At 53.5% G+C, this 17,937-nt stretch carries 13 protein-coding genes and 1 pseudogene; 6 read left to right on the top strand and 8 right to left on the bottom strand.

Annotated elements, in window-relative coordinates; genetic code table 11:
- The first annotated feature begins 32 nt into the window (after positions 1–32).
- The 3 genes and pseudogenes from JJD41_RS11465 to JJD41_RS11455 all read left to right on the top strand — a co-directional run bounded on the left by JJD41_RS11465 (position 33) and on the right by JJD41_RS11455 (position 2,405).
- Positions 33–1,146: pseudogene (locus JJD41_RS11465) on the top strand (RNA-guided endonuclease InsQ/TnpB family protein).
- Positions 1,147–1,369: 223 nt separating this feature from the next.
- Positions 1,370–1,897, top strand: a complete 528-nt coding sequence (locus JJD41_RS11460) for a hypothetical protein (protein ID WP_200666024.1) — start codon at positions 1,370–1,372, stop codon at positions 1,895–1,897.
- Between the two features lie 106 nt (positions 1,898–2,003).
- Entirely contained in the window at positions 2,004–2,405 is a 402-nt protein-coding gene (locus tag JJD41_RS11455; protein WP_200666023.1) for a nuclear transport factor 2 family protein, read from the top strand.
- A 4-nt stretch (positions 2,406–2,409) separates the two neighbouring features.
- On the opposite strand, the gene JJD41_RS11450 is transcribed toward JJD41_RS11455, so the two are convergent.
- The 3 genes from JJD41_RS11450 to JJD41_RS11440 form a co-directional block, all read right to left on the bottom strand.
- A complete protein-coding gene (locus JJD41_RS11450) occupies positions 2,410–2,991 on the bottom strand; it encodes a pentapeptide repeat-containing protein (RefSeq protein ID WP_168567916.1) in 582 nt (193 codons plus the stop codon).
- 561 nt (positions 2,992–3,552) lie between these two features.
- On the bottom strand, positions 3,553–3,732 hold the full coding sequence (gene rpsU, locus JJD41_RS11445; RefSeq protein WP_168567915.1) for a 30S ribosomal protein S21: 180 nt from the start codon (positions 3,730–3,732) through the stop codon (positions 3,553–3,555).
- 210 nt (positions 3,733–3,942) lie between these two features.
- On the bottom strand, positions 3,943–4,260 hold the full coding sequence (locus tag JJD41_RS11440; RefSeq protein WP_200666022.1) for an RNA recognition motif domain-containing protein: 318 nt from the start codon (positions 4,258–4,260) through the stop codon (positions 3,943–3,945).
- Positions 4,261–4,704: 444 nt separating this feature from the next.
- Between JJD41_RS11440 and JJD41_RS11435 the strand changes: the two genes are divergently transcribed.
- From JJD41_RS11435 to JJD41_RS11425, 3 genes are all read left to right on the top strand, one after another.
- Positions 4,705–4,950: a hypothetical protein gene (locus tag JJD41_RS11435; protein ID WP_200666021.1), complete on the top strand. Its 246-nt coding sequence runs from the start codon at positions 4,705–4,707 to the stop codon at positions 4,948–4,950.
- A 242-nt stretch (positions 4,951–5,192) separates the two neighbouring features.
- Positions 5,193–8,027, top strand: a complete 2,835-nt coding sequence (locus JJD41_RS11430; protein WP_200666020.1) for a CHASE2 domain-containing protein — start codon at positions 5,193–5,195, stop codon at positions 8,025–8,027.
- Between the two features lie 249 nt (positions 8,028–8,276).
- Positions 8,277–13,901, top strand: coding sequence for a PAS domain S-box protein (locus JJD41_RS11425; RefSeq protein WP_200666019.1), 5,625 nt, complete (start codon positions 8,277–8,279; stop codon positions 13,899–13,901).
- On the opposite strand, the gene JJD41_RS11420 is transcribed toward JJD41_RS11425, so the two are convergent.
- The 5 genes from JJD41_RS11420 to JJD41_RS25345 form a co-directional block, all read right to left on the bottom strand.
- Positions 13,868–14,266, bottom strand: a complete 399-nt coding sequence (locus JJD41_RS11420; RefSeq protein WP_200666018.1) for a hypothetical protein — start codon at positions 14,264–14,266, stop codon at positions 13,868–13,870. The genes JJD41_RS11425 and JJD41_RS11420 overlap by 34 nt on opposite strands.
- 169 nt (positions 14,267–14,435) lie before the next feature.
- Positions 14,436–15,101, bottom strand: a complete 666-nt coding sequence (locus JJD41_RS11415) for a CDP-alcohol phosphatidyltransferase family protein (protein WP_200666017.1) — start codon at positions 15,099–15,101, stop codon at positions 14,436–14,438.
- Between the two features lie 119 nt (positions 15,102–15,220).
- Positions 15,221–16,075 (bottom strand): glutathione S-transferase family protein, encoded by an 855-nt coding sequence (locus JJD41_RS11410; RefSeq protein WP_370583792.1) that lies wholly within the window; start codon positions 16,073–16,075, stop codon positions 15,221–15,223.
- 67 nt (positions 16,076–16,142) lie between these two features.
- A complete protein-coding gene (locus tag JJD41_RS11405; RefSeq protein ID WP_200666016.1) occupies positions 16,143–17,333 on the bottom strand; it encodes a class I SAM-dependent methyltransferase in 1,191 nt (396 codons plus the stop codon).
- Positions 17,334–17,690: 357 nt separating this feature from the next.
- The gene (locus JJD41_RS25345; protein ID WP_255547274.1) at positions 17,691–17,822 is read right to left on the bottom strand and encodes a hypothetical protein; all 132 of its coding nucleotides are present in this window, start codon (positions 17,820–17,822) and stop codon (positions 17,691–17,693) included.
- Between the last annotated feature and the right edge of the window lie 115 nt (positions 17,823–17,937).

The following is a 17,937-nucleotide window of genomic DNA, read 5'->3' as shown; positions in this document are numbered from 1 at the left end:
AACTCGACTTAAATAACCGACAACGAACGTTGATGGCGAAACACGCAGGAGTCGCTCGACACGCTTGGAATTGGGGACTCGCTACCTGTAAGGAAATATCAGAAGCCGGAGGCAAATTGCCAACCGCCATAGACTTACACAAAAGATTAGTCGCCGAGGTAAAAAGTCAGAATCCTTGGTACTATGAAGTCTCCAAATGTAGCCCTCAAGAAGCGTTGCGTCACCTCAATAAAGCGTTTAAGCGAGTTGGGCAAGTCAAAGGAACAGGTTTCCCAAAGTTTAAGAAAAAGAATGTCAAAGATACTTTTTACCTGGAAGGAAGCATTAAAATTTCCGGCGATCGGGTGAAGCTACCTCGGATTGGTTGGGTAAAAAGCCACGAACAGCTACCGCCAGTCAATCCTAAAAACGTCACCATAAGTAAACGAGCAGGGGACTGGTATATTGCCTTCAAAATTGATTTTGAACCCCAGGTCACACCAAAAATAAAAGAGCGGATTGGGGTAGATGTAGGAATTAAAAGGCCACCCTGAGCGATGGTAAAATCTATCCCAATCCGAAAGCTTATCGTCAGGCTCAGAAAAAACTGGCCAAACTCCAGAAAGAACTAAGCCGCCGTCAAAAAGGAGGTAAAAACCGAGAAAAAACGCAACTCAAGTTAGCTAAGGCCCACCGACGCATCGCCGATATTAGAGCCGACCATCTACACAAGTTAACAACTTACTTAGCCAAGAACCACGGTGAAGTGAAAAGTGAAAAGTGAAAAGTGAAAAGGGGAAAGGGGAAAGTGAAAAGGGGAAAGGGGAAAGTGAAAAGTGAAAAGGGGAAAGTGAAAAGGGGAAAGTGAAAAGTGAAGACTTAAATGTGTCAGGGATGCTCAAAAATCACAAGCTGGCTGGTGCGATTGCGGATGGTGGGTTTGATGAGTTCCGTCGTCAACTTGAATATAAATGCAAGTGGTACGGGAGCAAACTAACATTGATTGACCCGTGGTATCCCAGTTCGCAGATCTGTTCTAACTGCGGACACCGATAAAAAATGCCCCTGGACAAAAGACAGTATGATTGTCCGAACTGTCACGTCTCCATAGATCGTGACTTAAATGCGGCAATTAATGTAGAAAACGCGGAGAGTTCAGCCGTGTAAGCAAGCGTGATGGAAAGGTCTCGGAAGATCCAAGCTAGGAACTAAACATCAAATGATTAAGTTTGAGTAAGTTTTAGAGAGCGGTTTTTGATAAGATTGGCAAGACCCCAGCAAAATTTCCGCTCGGTAGGGGCGCTTCGCCAATCGCCTCGATCGGCGGGGGCGATCGTGCCGCGAATCGAATAAGGAGAGGAAGAGCGTGTATTCGAGATCGGTTAAGCCCTTGAAAACAAGCGTTCGCTCGGTAGGGGCGATTCGCCACTCTCACCTACCTGGAGCTAAAGATCGCCGCCAACTGGAACGATTGCGCCGTTTTGTTCCCCCCGAGTCTGCGCCCCGAACCCCCCCGGCGATCGCCACCCAGTTGACGCCGATGCAAGAGCGGCAAGTGCAGCGCCTGCGATCGTTCGTCCCCCCGAGGTCATATGGCTTCCCCGTCCCTGCGCGAACGCCGCGAACGCCGAGACCGCGCCCCCGTCGTTCCCGTCCGTCGGTGATGTTACACCTGTTGGTCCACCACGGTTGGGTGTACTGGACCGGGTTGTGGGTGGCGTGCGTGCTGAGTGCGGCGCTGGCGGCGGCGATGTTGATTAATCCCCGTTTTACCGAACCGACGGCTGGGGCGATCGCCCCGAGTCCGGTGGAAACCCAGCAGGATTTACCGCCGTGGCTGTTCGGGGCGATCGCCGTCGGTTGTGCGGGCGGTTCCTTGGTCGTCTCCCGATGGTTGCAGGGACTTCCCAGAGAGTGATGTTGAACGATCGCGTAGCGTTCGATCTGCGGGCGATACGCCAAAGGCGTCGCGAAGCTAACGCGCTAAACTGAAGCCCAACTCACCGCTCGAACTACTCTGTTCAATGAACGACCCTAACCCCGAGGTTCCCGCCGTTGCCCGACTCGGTTTCGACCGTTTTAGCCACGGTTTGAAAACGGGAGAATGGCAACCTTTTCTCGATTTACTGGCCGACGATTTTAGCTTTTGGTTTCCCGTCGGAGAATTCCAAGGGGAAAATGTCGGCAAAGAGCGGGCCGCCGCTTTTTTTGGTTATGTCTCTAGCATCTTTGACGGGGGACTTTCCCTCACCCTCACCGGGGTCACCTACAACGAATCGACGGTGGTGTTTGAATTTCGCGACGAAGGCACGTTGCGGGGGCAGCCCTATCGCAATCGCGGCGCGGTCGCTTTCGACGTGCGCGGCGATCGCATTATCGCCTATCGGGAATATCTGGCGATCGTCGTCGTTCCCCGTGCGTCCTGACGTTTCAGTGGCGCGTTCCGTCCGGCATCACCGCGCCGCGCAGTTGCGCCCCGTTGAGGTTACTATTCCAGAGGTTCGCTCCGGTAAAGTTGGTATCTTGCAAGTTGGCCCCGCCGAGATCGGCAGCAATTAAGTTAGCACTGGACAGATCGGCCCCTTGTAAGGTGGCTCCGACCAAACTGGTGCCGACTAAATCCGCCCCACTGAGATCGACGGCGGTGAGATTGGTATTCATTAAATCGGCTTTGTTCAGGGTTGCTTTCCACAAACTAGCATGAGATAAATTGGCGTCTTTTAAATCGGTTTTGCCCAATTCGGCGAGCATCAGATTGGCTCGGGTGCAGTCGGTTCCGCTCAAGTTCGCTCCGATCAGATTGGTTGCCGTTAATTTGGCATCGGTTAAATTCGCTCCGGAAAGATTGGCGGTTGAGAGATTGGCTCGGCTGAGATTGGCATCGGCTAAGTCGGCATTACTCAAGTCGATTTCCGGTAAGTTGGCTCGATATAAATTGCAGCGCTTGAGGTTGACTCCCCGAAAGTTTCTTTCTCCTCGTGCGTAGCGTTTTAAGAGTTCTTCAGTATTCATTCGATCGCCCGGTATAGTGATAAAGTTCGAGGGTTTGGCTTCAATTGTTTTAGGTTGAATTAAGAGGCTCGAACGCCAAAACATTAAAGGGTTTCGGGGGGAATATTACTAGTTTAAATCGATTTTTGCCCGAACTTTCTCTCACGCGGAGCATCGAACCATCGTCCCCAACGAGAGATCTAGGATTGGACTCCGGTAACGACGCCTCCGAGGGAGGGGCGATTCCGGCGCGACCCGTAGCCTTCCCGTCAAAAAAAGATCGCAAAAAAAAGAAAATTGGGGACGGTCGATCCCCAATTTTCTGACAAATTAAGCCCCTTTCGAGCCGTAAGGTTCGAGCGGGGCGATCGCTGCGATCTAGTCGTGATTTAACGCAAGCTCGACCTAACTACAAGCCAATGCACGGGTTACTTGAGTCACGGGTGTCGGTCTCCATTGCTTGTTAGAAGTTGTCGGTTGCGAGCGGGTGAAGAAGCGGCAAAGCTTACCTCAAAACGCCAGTTGAAGAGTTTAAGACGCCAAAATGCATCGGTCTTCAGATGTAGCGGTCCGGAAGCTTGGTTAACGGTAGCGTCTTTTGCGTCGAGCGGCACTCGCCTTCCTTTTCCGTTTTTCTAAGGGAGTCTCGAAATGGCGACGGCTCTTGACATCAGCCAAAATCCCCGCCCGTGAAACTTGACGCTTGAAGCGGCGCAACGCCGACTCAATGCCTTCGTTTTCACCAACTACTACTTGGGTCATTCTTCCTCCTTGACAGTGAAAGGGTTTTAGGTGGCCAGAACACCTACCGTGAAACTGACCTGTTTAATTTTATAACTCGGGATAAGCCAGCAAACGCTTTTGCTCGTTTATCTTTAATAGTTATAACAATTTTTGAGGCCAAATAACCTGTCAGTGAGGTGACCGATGCGCCCCTACTTTGTCCGGACGGCGGGCGATCCGCCGTTCCGTTTAACTGCGTCGGGAGAAGCGATTTCCGTAACCGCCGTTGTTGCGATCGTAATTCCGGTTGCCGCCGGGTTTGGATTCGCGCGGTTTGGCTTTGTTGACTTTGAGCTCGCGTCCCATCCATTCGGCGCCGTCGAGGGCTTCGATCGCGGCTTCTTCGTCGGCTTCATTTTCCATTTCCACGAAACCAAAGCCCCGTGGCCGTCCGGTATCGCGATCGACGGGCAAATTTACCCGCTTCACCGCACCGTATTCGCTGAAAACTTCTTGTAAATCCTCTAAAGACACACTATAGGATAAGTTACCTACGTAGATCGACATGGATACCTCCAAGGGAAAAAATGTAGCGAGATTCAGTAACGGAGATATGCGTGCCGATCGCGCCAAGGCGTTTCCTCTGGCAATTCTCTAGCTACCAGCAAAACCTACGTCTGAATCCAAGGTCATGTAAAATACTTTAGCACAATTGTACCGTTTGCCAAGAGAGGGAGACGCACGTCTTAGACTTAGGCTATTAAGGCGCGACGACCTTTAAAAACTCTCGGTTTTGAATAATTTTAAATTCCGGTTGCCTGGGGCGATCGCGCAGGTCTTGGGCTTTACATTTTTTGCCGAGTTTTTTATTGAGATAGTCCCGAGCAATTGACTCGCACTCCAGGCAAGAAATTCGACCGTTCGACGGCGTAGGGCCTTGGGGGAAAATCGCCTTCGATCGAGGGTAAAATCCCGGCAATTCATTGGAAAAGTCCCTCGCGATCGACAGCGTTGAAAGCCCCTCAAAAAGGGGGCGCCTTAACAACAGCTCCACAACAACCGCGATCGCCACCAACCCAGTCAGGGCGTCCGCGAGTCCGAGAGGCGATCGCCTTGGCCGATCTCCGACCCGCTCGAAAGCCAGTTAAAATTAAAGGCAAGAGTCCCTTCTCGGTCAGTTGTCGTTCTCAAGCCCGCAATTGGCCTAATGGTCGGAGACGGAGCGATCGCGCCACCGAACTCCGGCTGAGCTGGTAACGTTCTCCATTTACCAACAGTCGATCGAGCCATCCGACATGATTTGTCAAAATCAAACCGGGGTGCGAAAAACGGGTACGGTCTTCGCCATTGGCCTCTCGAGAGGAGGAGGCGAAACCCTCGCCGAGTCTACGTGCGAGCCGAGGCGTCTCCCCATCCCTCGGCTCTTTCCCCCTCATTTAACCATGCTCTGTTGAGGAGGACTGTAGGCAATCGCGGGATCGAAGCGATCGGAAACGGGTATGATTCGACGCAAAAATAAACCGTCATGTTGGCGATTGAAGGCCATTGCCATTAGCACGCCAACGGTCGCGATCTTGACGATCGTCGTGAGATTGACCGGACTGTTACAACTGTTAGAATGGGCCAGTTTCGATTTATTTTTCCGGATCCGTCCTCGGGAAGCGCGTGACGAACGAATTGCGATCGTGACGATCGCCGAATCCGATCTGACCGAGATCGGAAAATGGCCGATGTCCGACGGCTTGCTCGCGCAAGCGCTCGACAAGATTAAAGCGCAAAATCCCCGGGCGATCGGCTTGGGACTGTATCGAGATTTCCCCGTCGAACCGGGACACCAACAACTGCTCGAAACCTTTAAATCGACGCCGAATTTGATCGGAATTGAAAAAGTTTCGGAAGAATCGGTCGCCCCGCCACCGCTATTAGCGAGCGACGATCGCGTCAGTTTTGTCGATCTGATTCTCGATGCGGACGGGAAAGTGCGCCGGGCCTTAGTTTCCCTCGAACCGGAACCGAATCGGATCGTCTTGAGTCTGGGAACGCGCTTGGCTCTAACCTATCTCAAAGCTGAAGGCATCGAGATCGAAGCGATCGCCGAACACCCCGATCGCATCCGCCTGGGAAAAGGCATTTTCCACCCCTTTGAAAAAAACGATGGGGGTTACGTCAATGCCAACGATCGCGGCTACCAAATCTTATTGAACTTTCGCGGTCCGGGGCCGAGTTTTCGGACGATTTCGATCGGCGACGTCCTCGACGGACGCATTCCCGAGGGTTTGATGGGCGATCGCCTCGTGTTCGTCGGCGTCACGGCGCAAAGCCTCAACGACTTTTTTTATACTCCCTTAAGCAGCAACGATCGCCCCACCCTTTCCGGGGTGGAAATTCACGCCCACGTGGCCAGTCACATTCTCGCCAAAGCCCTCGACGGGCGATCGGGAATTGAAACCTGGGACGACGTGAGCGAGGGCCTTTGGATTGTCTGGTGGGCGGCGTGGGGCGCCCTGGTCGGTTCGATGGGATTGTATCACCGCCGCATCGTCGCCGCCACGGCGTTGCTGGCGATCGTGCTGGTGGCGATCGCTTACGGCTTATTTTTACAAGGCTGGTGGATTCCCGTCGTCCCTGGGGCGATCGCGATCGCCGCCGCCGCCGTCCTCGCCAATAGTTACGTCCTGTGGGAAAAACTGAATTTCTCCCACCAGCAGTTAGAAGAGTACGCCCGGACGTTAGAACTAAAAGTCAAACAGCGCACCCAAATTTTAGAACGGCGCAGTCTCGAACTCGAACAAAAGAAAAATCAACTCGAACGGCGAACCCTGGAGCTAAAACAGGCAAAAGAGGCGGCAGAAGCGGCCAATCGCGCCAAAAGTGTTTTTTTAGCCAACATGAGCCACGAATTGCGATCGCCGCTCAACGCAATTTTAGGATTTTCGCAGTTAATCGGCCATCGCTCGGATTTAAAAGCCGAAGATCGCAAGCATTTGCACATTATTCACCGCAGTGGCGAACATTTGCTGCGTTCGATCGACAATATTCTCGATTTTTCTAAAATCGAAGCCGGACACAGTCGCTTGCACCTGCAGGTTTTCGACCTTTACCGGGAATTAGACGATTTAATCGATTTATTCGAGTTGCCCTCGGCAGAAAAAGGGATCGCTTTGGAGTTGGAGCGATCGCCGGATCTGCCCCGATGGATTCGCGCCGACGGGGTGAAATTGCGCCAAATCCTCGTTAATTTACTGGGGAACGCCCTTAAATTTACGGAAAAGGGTCGTATTACTTTGCGCGCCAAGGTTCTAGCTCTCGAATCGTCGGCGACGACCCCGGGGGACGAGGGATCGGAGCGCGACGGCGATACTCCGGCGCAGACCCTACGCGAACCCCCGGGGACGGGGCGCCCGTGTCGGCTGCATTTTGAAGTGGAAGATAGCGGCGTGGGGATCGCCCCGGAGGAATTGGAACAGTTATTTCAACCGTTCGTCCAAACCGAAAGCGGTCGGGCGATCGGTCGCGGGACGGGCTTGGGATTGGCAATTTGCCGACAGTTTGTAGAATTCATGGGCGGTCGCATGGGTGTTCGCTCCCAAGTCGGGCGAGGCAGTTGCTTTGACTTCGATCTCGATGGGTCGTGGGTCGAGTGCGAGCCGCCGGAGGGGAAAGCCAGCCCTCGATGTCCCGTCGCTTTAGCTGCGTCGGTCCGCCCCTATCGGATTTTAGTGGCCGACGATCGCGCCAGCAACCGCCAACTGCTCGTCGAGTTACTCCAACCCCTGGGATTCCAACTCGCCGAAGCCCGGGACGGTTGGGAGGCGATCGCGATCGCCGGGCAGTGGCAGCCGGATTTGATTTTGATGGACTTGCGGATGCCAAAATTAAATGGGTACGAAGCCAGCCAGCAGATTAAAGCCGGGATGGGGGAGAAAAAAACGGCGATCGTCGCCTTGAGTGCGATTGGTGGGAGTGAGGAACGAACGGCACGGGCGGCGGGATGCGATGATTTTCTGTGCAAACCCTTTCGAGAATCGGACATTTTTGAGACGATCGAGAAGCATCTGCACGTCGGTTATGTTTACGAAGAATCGAGCGAACCCGAACTCGAAGATCCCTCGCGGGGGTCGCGTTTCTGGGAAGGACGAGGCGGACGGTTGCCCTCGGAGGCGATCGAGCGATTGAAAACGGCGACCATTCGTTGCGATTTGGAATTACTCGACGAGGCGATCGCGTCGAGTCGTCAATATAATGTACCTTTGGCCGAGCAATTAAGACAGTTGGCTGGCGAATTTGAATACGATCGCATTTTAGACTTGCTCGCGCAACACGAAGGAACGTAAGCTCACCCCCGGTTGAATTGCGGGACGTGAAGGCGTTTTGCAATCGCGATTGAGGGCGAGTGGTATTCTCTTTCCATCCAGTTCGACCCTCACTCGCCTGGACCCCTTCGAGCGCATTGAGGTAGCACGTCCCGTGTCAGCTTGGAGGTTCGGGAGGCGATTCGCACTCGAAGGACAAAACTTGTCGCTCTCGACCTGCTAACAATTTGGGCAAAATAACAATATAAATTCCTACCCCATAAGATTGAGATGATTGGCGAATCAAATTCTGAATGCAAGGGTAATTTATTAGTGGTGGACGACAATCCCGCCAACTTGCATCTGTTGAGTCACATGCTCTCGAAGCGGGGTTATAAAGTTCGTCCGGCGCCGAACGGTGCGATCGCCCTGAGAGCGGCTCGATCTTTGCCACCAGACTTGATTCTGCTCGATATTATGATGCCGCACCTCGACGGTTACGAGGTCTGCGAGCAATTAAAAGGGGATGAAAGTACGCGCGAAATCCCGGTGATTTTTATCAGTGCGTTGCACGAAGTGTTCGATAAAGTCAAGGCGTTTTCTTTGGGGGGAGCGGATTACGTTACCAAACCGTTCGAGATCGAAGAAGTCGTCGCTCGCATTGAAAATCAATTGCGCCTGCGATCGCTGCAAAAGCAACTCGAAGCTCAAAATGCCCGCTTGCAAGAGGAGATTCGCACCCGACGGGAAGCTCAAGAAAAGTTTCTCAAAGCCTTTCGCGCCTCTCCCGACGCGATCGCCCTGGCCCAATTACCCGGACCGAATGCCTCTTTACTCGAGGCGCGCTATCTCGACATTAACGATAGTTTTTGCCAGTTTTCCGGGTACGGACGCGAGGAAGTCATCGGTCGCACGCCGGGAGAACTGAATTTATTTGTCGGCGAGAATGCGGGGGTTGCCGTCGGTCGGGGGTTGGCGGGCGACGGAAGCCACAGCGACGGCGCGGGTCATCTCGAACTGACTTATCGCACGAAGTTGGGCGAGTTGCGAACGGGATTGCTCTCTATAGAAACAATCGAACTTCAGGGACGGCGCTGCGTCCTCACGATCGGTAAAGATATTACCGAACGCAAACAACGAGAAGCCGCCCTCGCGTCGATCGCCGAAGGCACCGCCTCGCCCGTCGGGGGAGACTTTTTTCGGACCTGCACGCGATCGCTCGCCGAAGTTCTCAACGTGCGCTACGCCTTTGTCAGCCAATGCGACGAAGCCGGAACCCGGGCGCGCACCCTCGCCTTTTGGCAGGGCGATCGCTGGGGAGAGCCGTTCGAGTACGACCTCGCCGCGCGTCCCTACGACGCCCTCGAAGCGGGGGAACCGCTCTACTGGGGCGATTGCCTCGGCGAAGTCTTTCCCGACGCCGAACTCGCGACCCGTTGGGGTGCCGTCAGCTTCCTCGCCCTGCCCCTGCTCGACTCGGACGGGGGCGTCCGAGGCCATCTGGCGGTTTTCGACACCCAGCCGATGCCCGACGATCCGAGTCGCACCTCGATCTTCAAAATTTTTGCCGCCCGAGTCGCGGCGGAACTGGAACGACAACAAGCAGAACAAGCCCTGCGCGAGAGCGAACAATGTTACCGTTCTTTGTATAATCGCACTCCGGTAATGCTCTACTCCACCGACGCCGCCTTACGGATCGTCAGCGTCAGCGATTACTGGGTCGAATTCACGGGATACTGCCGGGAAGAGGCGATCGGCAGACCCGCCGCCGCGTTCTTCACTCCCGCATCGCGCGATCGCCTCAACGAAGGGGCGATCCCCACCTGCCTCCAAACCGGAAGCGTTAAGGACATCCCCCTGAAACTGTGCAAGCACGACGGTCAACTCGCCGATATTTTATTCTCCGCCGTCGCCGAACGGGACGAATCGGGCCACCTGACCCGAATTCTGGCCGTCACCATCGACGTGACCGATCGCAAACGCGCCGAACAAGCCCTCAAAATCAGTCAAGAACGCCTCCAACTGGCCTTAGAAGCGAGCGGTCTGGGCTTGTGGGACTGGAACTTGGTCACCCGACAAGTCTATTTCGATCCCAACTGGAAGCAGATCCTCGGTTACGACGTCGAAGAACTCCCCAACGAAGCCGAAACCTGGGACCGCCTCATCCATCCGGAAGACTTTCCCGCCGCCAAACTCGCCCTCGATCGCCACTTGCGCGGGGAAACCCCCCTCTACGAGGTCGAATTCCGAATGCGAACCAAAGCGGGGCACTGGAAATGGATCCTCTCTCACGGCAAAGTGGTGGAACGGGCCGGAACTCGGGCCGAACCGGAAGCGAGATTGCGTCCGGTCCGCATTACGGGAACCCACAAGGATATCGACGATCGCAAAGCGGCGGAAGCGGCGGCGCGACGACTGACCGAGAACTTACAAGAAGCCCAACGGATCGCCCATATCGGCAATTGGGAATTCGATGCTAAAACGGGGGACTTATTGTGTTCCGAGGAAATGCTGCGGATTCTCGGATGGGACCGTCACGGACGCCAGCCGAGTTTGAGCGACCTCCAGCAGAAAATTCATCCGGACGATCGCCAAAGCTGGCAAGAACGGATCGACAACGCCCTCGCCGCCGGAAATTCCTTTGAAATTGATTTTCGGGTGACCCGTTCCAACGGCCAAATTCGCTATCTCAACGGCAAAGGCGAGGCCCGACGCCATCCGGAAACCGGGGAGGTCGAGCGGGTGTTGGGGACGGCGATCGATTTGAGCGATCGCAAGCAGGCGGAAATGGCCCTGCAAGAAAGTGAGGAACGCTTCCGTGCCATCTTTGAAAATGCGGCGGTCGGTATCGCCCAAATGTGGCCCGAGGGTCAGTTGGTCAAGGTCAATCCCGGGTTGTGCAAGATTTTGGGCTATTCGGAATGGGAATTAAAAACGCGGACGTTTACCGATATCGCCCATCCCGACGATTTGGCGATGGAAATCGAGTATAACTTGCAAATGCTCGCCGGGGAGATTCACAGTTACGCCGTCGAGCAGCGTTTGTTACGTCAGGACGGGCAATATGTCTGGGTGAATCTGACGATTTCGCTCACCCGCGATCGGGTCGGAGAACCGAAGTACGCGATCGCGATCGTCGGCGACATTACGGCGCGCAAACAGGCGGAATTGGCCCTGCGCCACTCGGAACAACAACTGCGCGAATTGTTCAACCGCGAACGCCTGGTGTTCGCGATCGCCCAGCGCGTGCGCCAGTCCCTCAATCTCACTCAAACGCTCGGTACTGCCGTCGAAGAAGTACGCCAGTTACTCGAAACCGATCGCGCCGTGGTCTACCGTTTTGAAGACAACGGCACCGGGTCGGTGGCGATCGAGTCCGTCGCGCCGGGATGGATGCCGTTGTTAGGTCGCGATCTCGAAGAGAATCCCGCCAACAACCCCGATTTCACCCTCTACCGGAGCGGTCAAATTGCGGCGATCGATAACATTCATACCGCCAATTTCGACCCCGAGCGCGTGCGCTTTCTGCAATCGTTACAAGTGCAAGCCCATCTCGTCGTCCCGATTATCATCCATCAAGATTCGAGCCGGGTGCAAGACGATTTCCCGGAGGAAGAAGCTTCGCAATTGTGGGGGTTGCTGATCGCTCACGAATGTCGCGGGTCGCGCTGCTGGAGTCAGTTTGAAATCGACCTCCTCTCCCAGTTGAGCGTTCACCTGGCGATCGCCATCCAACAATCGACCCTGTTCGAGCTCTCTCAAGCCTCCCGAGAAGCGGCGTTAGAAGCCTCCCGGCTCAAATCCCTGTTTTTGGCGAATATGAGTCACGAAATCCGCACCCCGATGAATGGGGTGTTGGGGATGACGGACTTGTTGTTGCGCACTCAACTCAGTCCCGAACAGCAAGATTTCGTGCAGACTTTGAAGATAAGCGGTCAAAATTTACTCGATTTAATTAACGACATTCTCGATTTTTCCAAACTCGAAGCCGGAGAGATGAGTTTGGAAATCACCGAGTTTAACTTAATCACTTGTTTGGAACAAATTCTCGATTTACTGGCCCTGCAAGCGCAGAATAAAAATTTAGAATTGGTCCTTTCGGTAGACCCCCAGGTTCCTCAATACATCCGCGCCGATGCCTCGCGCCTGCGTCAGGTGTTGACCAATTTGATCGGGAATGGGATTAAATTTACCGAACGCGGCGAGGTGGCGGTGGAAGTCAGCGCGATCGCCCCTCGCGAGGATCTCCACGAAGCTGAAACCGACCGAGAGGCGGACACCGAGGCGACCCCCTGGCTGCGCTTTGTGGTGCGCGATACGGGAATGGGTATCGACGCCGAAGCACAAGGCAAGTTGTTCCAGTCCTTTTCTCAAGTGGACGGTTCGACGACGAAAAAACACGGCGGAACGGGTTTGGGGTTGGCGATTTGCAAGCAATTGGTGGAGTTGATGGGAGGGGAGATCGGGGTCGAAAGTACGCCGGGTAAGGGGAGTTGTTTTTGGTTTGAAATTCCGATCGCCCTCGGGACCGCCAGTCCGAGGGTGGGGGCTTCGGAACCGTCGGCAACGGCGTTAGCAGGCTTGCGCTTGTTAGTGGCGAGCGAACGGGCCGTGGTACGTCAGGCGATCGCCCGATTGGGGGAGAATTGGGGGATGGAGGTGACACCGATCGATCGTGCCTGGATGTTGCTGCCAACCTTGAATCAAGCGCGATCGCAAAATCGCCCTTTCGACATCGTGCTGCTCGACGTGCAGATCCCAGAAGGCCCCTCTGTGGACTTGCTCGGGGTGGAAATTCCTTCTTCGGAAACGAAATGGGTGTTGCTGACGCCATTTAATCGGCTTCAGGATGCCCAGGTCTTACTCGATCTCGGCGCTCGCGATTACGTGACCAAACCCGTGAAAGCGTCGCGGCTGTTCGATTGTCTGGTGCGGGCGATCGCCTCGGACCGGCGCGCCAAGGGCGTTCGCGTAGGGTCTCCATTGGCGAAGCGGCTCCAAAGCCGTCAGGAGAATCGCGATCGCGAGCCGGAGGCGGATCTCGGCGCCCGGACTTCGCACCCCTCGCCAACAACCCCGAGCGCGTCTTTCGGTCAGCATCCGCGTTTGAAAATTTTGCTGGTGGAAGATACGCCGATCAATCAAAAAGTCAGTCTCAATCAGCTTCAAGTGTTGGGTTATCAAGCCGATTGTGCGAATAACGGGCAAGAAGCCCTCGATCGCATGGCCGAGCAGGAGTACGATTTGGTGTTGATGGACTGCCAGATGCCCGTTCTCGACGGTTACGAAACCACGCGGCGCATCCGCCAACAAGAGGGGAACGACCGCCACACGATCGTGATCGGCTTGACGGCTTACGCGCTTAAGGGCGATCGCGAGAAATGTTTGGCGGTGGGGATGGACGACTATTTGAGCAAACCCGTCAGCCTCGAAGATCTCACCCGGGTTCTGCTCGACTGGACCGCCGCGATTCAGGCGCGCTACGCCTCCGGCGTCGCTTCGCCAACGACCCCGGAGACGTCTCAGCTTCCCCTGGCGAGTTCGGATCGGGCTTGCAACACCCTCGAACCCGAGGAAATTTTCGATCTCGAATGGCTCGAACAAATTACCCAAAACGATCGCCAGTTTCAAATCGAAGTGCTACAAACTTTTTTGGAAGATACACAATTGGAGGTCGAACAGGCTCAAGTGGCGTTTGAGGCGTCGGATTGGCAAACCCTGTGCCGATTGGCTCACCAAATTAAAGGGGGTGCGGCGACGATCGGCTTGCGGAAAATGCCCGAGATCGCCGAGGGGTTGGAACGGCGAGCGGCTGAGGAGGACGGCTCCCAAGTGGCTCCCCTCCTCGGCGCGATCGCCGATATTCTCACGAATATTAAACGCTATGTCGTTTGTCTGGCGCGGGATTTGAGTTGATGGCTGCGATCGAGTTTGACCGTCGCCCCGGTATCGTCCGTGCGATACGTCCACTCTCGTCGTGCGCTACGGACGGTCACTTCCCACCCGGAAACGAGGGCTTGAGTGCAGAAGCGATCGGGTTCGGCTAAGCCGAGACAGCCGTCGGGCCAGGTTTCGCGCTCGGCGGCGACGATCGCGAGGGCGTTTTCGGGGATCTCGGTTTCCCGGCTGAGATCGACGAGAACGGCACGGGCAACGGCTTCGGGCAGTTCTGCCGGATCGGCGCGGGCGATCGCCCCCCAGGGCGAACCGAGTAGCAAGAGGAGCGCGCAGACTGTGGCAACCCGGGCGCTCGATCGCCTGTTTTTACGTTTGTTTGTCATTGTGCTTTTGCGAGTGCTTTGACGAGTGCTTTTGCGATCGCCATCGCTCGTTCGATTCTAGATAAAAATTGCGCCGATTCTCTTGGGGAGAGGCTGCACGATCGCGAAGCGGCTCCCTGGGAGCATCGCTGTCTGTTTTCGGAGCAACGAACGGCAAAAAAGCGCCGAATTACGGATCGATTTTGGCCAGGATGCGGGCGTAGCGAAGGCTGGAAATGATAAAGGTTAAAATCAGGGCGATCGCCACGGTCAAAGCTAAGAAATCGTAAACAGAAATTGTCGCAAACGGTAGGGCGATCGTTACCAAACCGACAAAATAAATAATGATATTTAAAACAACAAGCAGCAACCGCACTTCCGTCGGTCCAATTTTACCGTAGGAAATTTGGAATACGCCATCGACACAAGTGCGGACGTAAACCAGAATCGACATTAACAAATAACCGATTAATCCCAAACAGGCGATCGAAAAGGTGAAATAGGGCGAGCATCCCAACCCCAAAACGATCGCCAGTTGGGCGATCGCATCCACCGTATGATCCACAAAAAAACCATATTTCGGTCGTTCGATGCGGCGATATCGCGCTAAAGTTCCGTCCAAACCGTCCCCAAACCAATTGAGGAAAAAACCCACATTCGCCAACCACAAAAAGTTAGAATTCCACTGGGTCGCCCCATAACTCGCACCGACCAGCAGCGCCCCTAACAGCCCGATTCCCGTTAACCGATCCGGAGTGACCCAAAGTGGCATCCGCGCCGCAAACCACTGCAATAACGGTCTTTCTAAAGGGGCGAGTAAAATATCGTTAACTCTTTGGTGCGATTGAATATCCATGTTAACAATACCTTTCGATCAAAATTATGCCATTTTTCAAACATCATGAGAGAGATCGAGGGTAGGGACACGGCAATACCGCGTCCCTAAAACCGATAATTTTTACAACCTATTAACGATTATTCAATATTAATTGAAGTCGGTTGTCCCGCCTGGCCCGTCGTCGTCGGAATACGCGGTTTACGATACTCGGCGTAGAGGCGATCGCGCCAGGTGAAAAAGGTTTCGTATAGCGGATTGTCCGCAATTCCCGGCACCCCTTTCCCTTGCAATTGTTCCGGTAAATCCAGATAGTTTCCTTCCGGGAATTTCAACAACATCGACAACCCAGCCACGCTAAAATCGGCCAGAGTCGGCGTATCCCCGGTTAAATAGGGGCTGTCTTGCAACAACAAGCAAAGAGCCTCTAAATCCTGTTGGATCGCCGTTTCCGCCGCTTGTACCGCTTCCGGACTGGCGCCAATCCCAAATCCAACCGCCTGCAACACCTCCGAGGGAACTGCTTCGACCAAGTTTTTGACCAATTCCGGCGTATTCGGCGGTAACAGCGCACTGCGAAAGCTTTGGTCTTTCAACCCGCTAAACAGCAGCAGGCGACTCTTGGCGCCAATCGACTCGTCGGCCCATTCTTCCATCATCAGCGTCAGCGCGCGAGATTTCGGGGAAGTTGGAATTAACGGGCGATCGGGATAGGTTTCGTCTAAATATTTGGCGATCGCCGTCGAATCCGCAACCACTCGGTTACCGTCCTTAATCACCGGAACCTGTCGCTGACCCGACATCTGGTAAATTTCGAGCTGTCCCACCCCGGGAGTGACCTCGATTTTGCGATAGTCCAACCCCTTGTAATCCAGAATTAGCCGGACTTTCTCGCTATATTGCGACACTTCAAATTGATACAGTTCGATCGTCATGTTCGCTCCTGGATTGTTGAGTCCACTTCCCCAGGTATAGCAAATTTTACAAAAATTCATAAATTTTCACGATTTGCTGACACGCCGGGGAAGGCGCCCTCGTCAGTCGGAGGGGCGAATCGGGCCGTCAAACAGAGATTACTTCTGCATTAACGCCAAAACTCGCCACCTGCGCGCTAATTTCTGCCTGATAAATCGGATTCATCACAATCACTAAATCTGGCTGATATGCTTTGAGAAATTCCGGCGCAACGATCTGCTGACCCGTTCCGGGAACGTACATTCCCTGCTTGCGGGGATTGATATCGACAATATAGGCGATCGCCTCATGAGCTTTGAGAATATTTAAAAAGGTCACCCCCTTCGATCCGGCCCCCCAAACTACCGCCTTTTTTCCTGTTTCGGCGATCGCCCCTAATTTTTCCTGCCAAGTTGCGACTAACTTATCGAACTTGTCCTTAAATTCCGCAAGATCCCGGGCTAAACTGGCAACTTCCGCGCCGTTTTGCTCCTCAACCGATCCGTTCCCATCGGTCGGTAACGCATCCAAGGTCAAAAACTGGCTTTCAAAGGTTTCCTCAACGGCTTTCACGCTAAATCCAGATGCGATAAAACTGTGGGTTAAAGACGCAGGAGAAAAATAACCGCAATGCTCGTAAATAATATCCCAAACTGCTAAATTTTGGAACGTATGTAAGGCATTAGGAACTTCAAAAAATACCGCCGTATCGAGGCGATCGCCGATTGCCGCCCGTAGGGACTTTAACAAGCCATTCGGATCGGGTACGTGTTCTAAAGTATGGCGACAGCAAATTAAATCGGCTTGATACTCTCGATATTTTTCTGAATAATAATCGCAGACAAAAGTCACTTTCTCCGCCATGGGATGATGTTCCGATCGCGGGATGTACGTCGGATCGAACCCGACCCCTCGATTGTCGCCAAATTGACATAAAGCGACGAGAAAATCGCCCTTACCACTGCCAACTTCGATAATATCTTTGCCGTGCAAATCGTACTGTTGGACCAGCCGTTTTGCCAGATCGTCCGCATATTGTTGAAAGCGGGGAGAATAATGGAGTGAATTTTCATATTCTTGGGAATAGTCCAACTGTTTCGGGTCAAATGAAGTATTGTAAATAAACCCGCAATTCGGACAAAATTCTAATTTAATATCCCCTTTCGGACAGGCGATCGCCCCTTCCCGTTGCGACCATAATAAATTACAGTAAATTGGAACCTCTAGCATTTTGAAAAAGGGTTCCAAGTCAGCTTGACCGCATACCTGACACTCGTATTTATTATTGCTAGAATTCATGACTATTTTTCCCAGGCTAAACGCATCAAAATAGAAGTCGAGCAAATCGAGAATGGATTAAATCGGTTCGGGCAGTCAGACAAAAACCCGACCTATAGGATCGTAAGAGTGAAACTGTCCCTATCCTGGCATTTCTGATACATATTGGCTACAAGGCTCACTGGAACAAGATTTCGGGCAAATCTCAGACCCGAGAGTCCAAGGGTGATGTCACCATCGACTCCTGGATATCATTATTATTGCCCCATGGAAAACCGACCAAAAAAATATTAAAAAGGTCGGATCTAAGGGTTCAGATCCGACCTGTCGATTGAATCGAGAGGACTTTGACGTCCCCTCAACTTTTGCAAAGGGCTTTTATTTTGCGTCGTCGGGGCGATCGCTCAACCCCAATTCGTCGGCCAAACGGCTAACCATCGAGTCTTGACGCTGTTTTTGGCGCTGGCGGTTACGGCTGGCAAGAAATCTGGCTCGCTCTTGGCTAGTCATGGCTGTTATCCTCGATTTTCATAAAGCTAAAATAAATTCAGTAACATTTGTTACTAAACACTAGGGCGTGTCATCAATTATGTAGGTTGACAAAAGTGACCAAATGTGGAGGAAA

It is taken from the genome of Oxynema mangrovii CENA135, assembly GCF_016632315.1.
Lineage (GTDB): Bacteria > Cyanobacteriota > Cyanobacteriia > Cyanobacteriales > Laspinemataceae > Oxynema > Oxynema aestuarii.
Note: the sequence above shows the minus strand (reverse complement) of the source record. Positions and strands in the feature narration are given on the sequence as shown.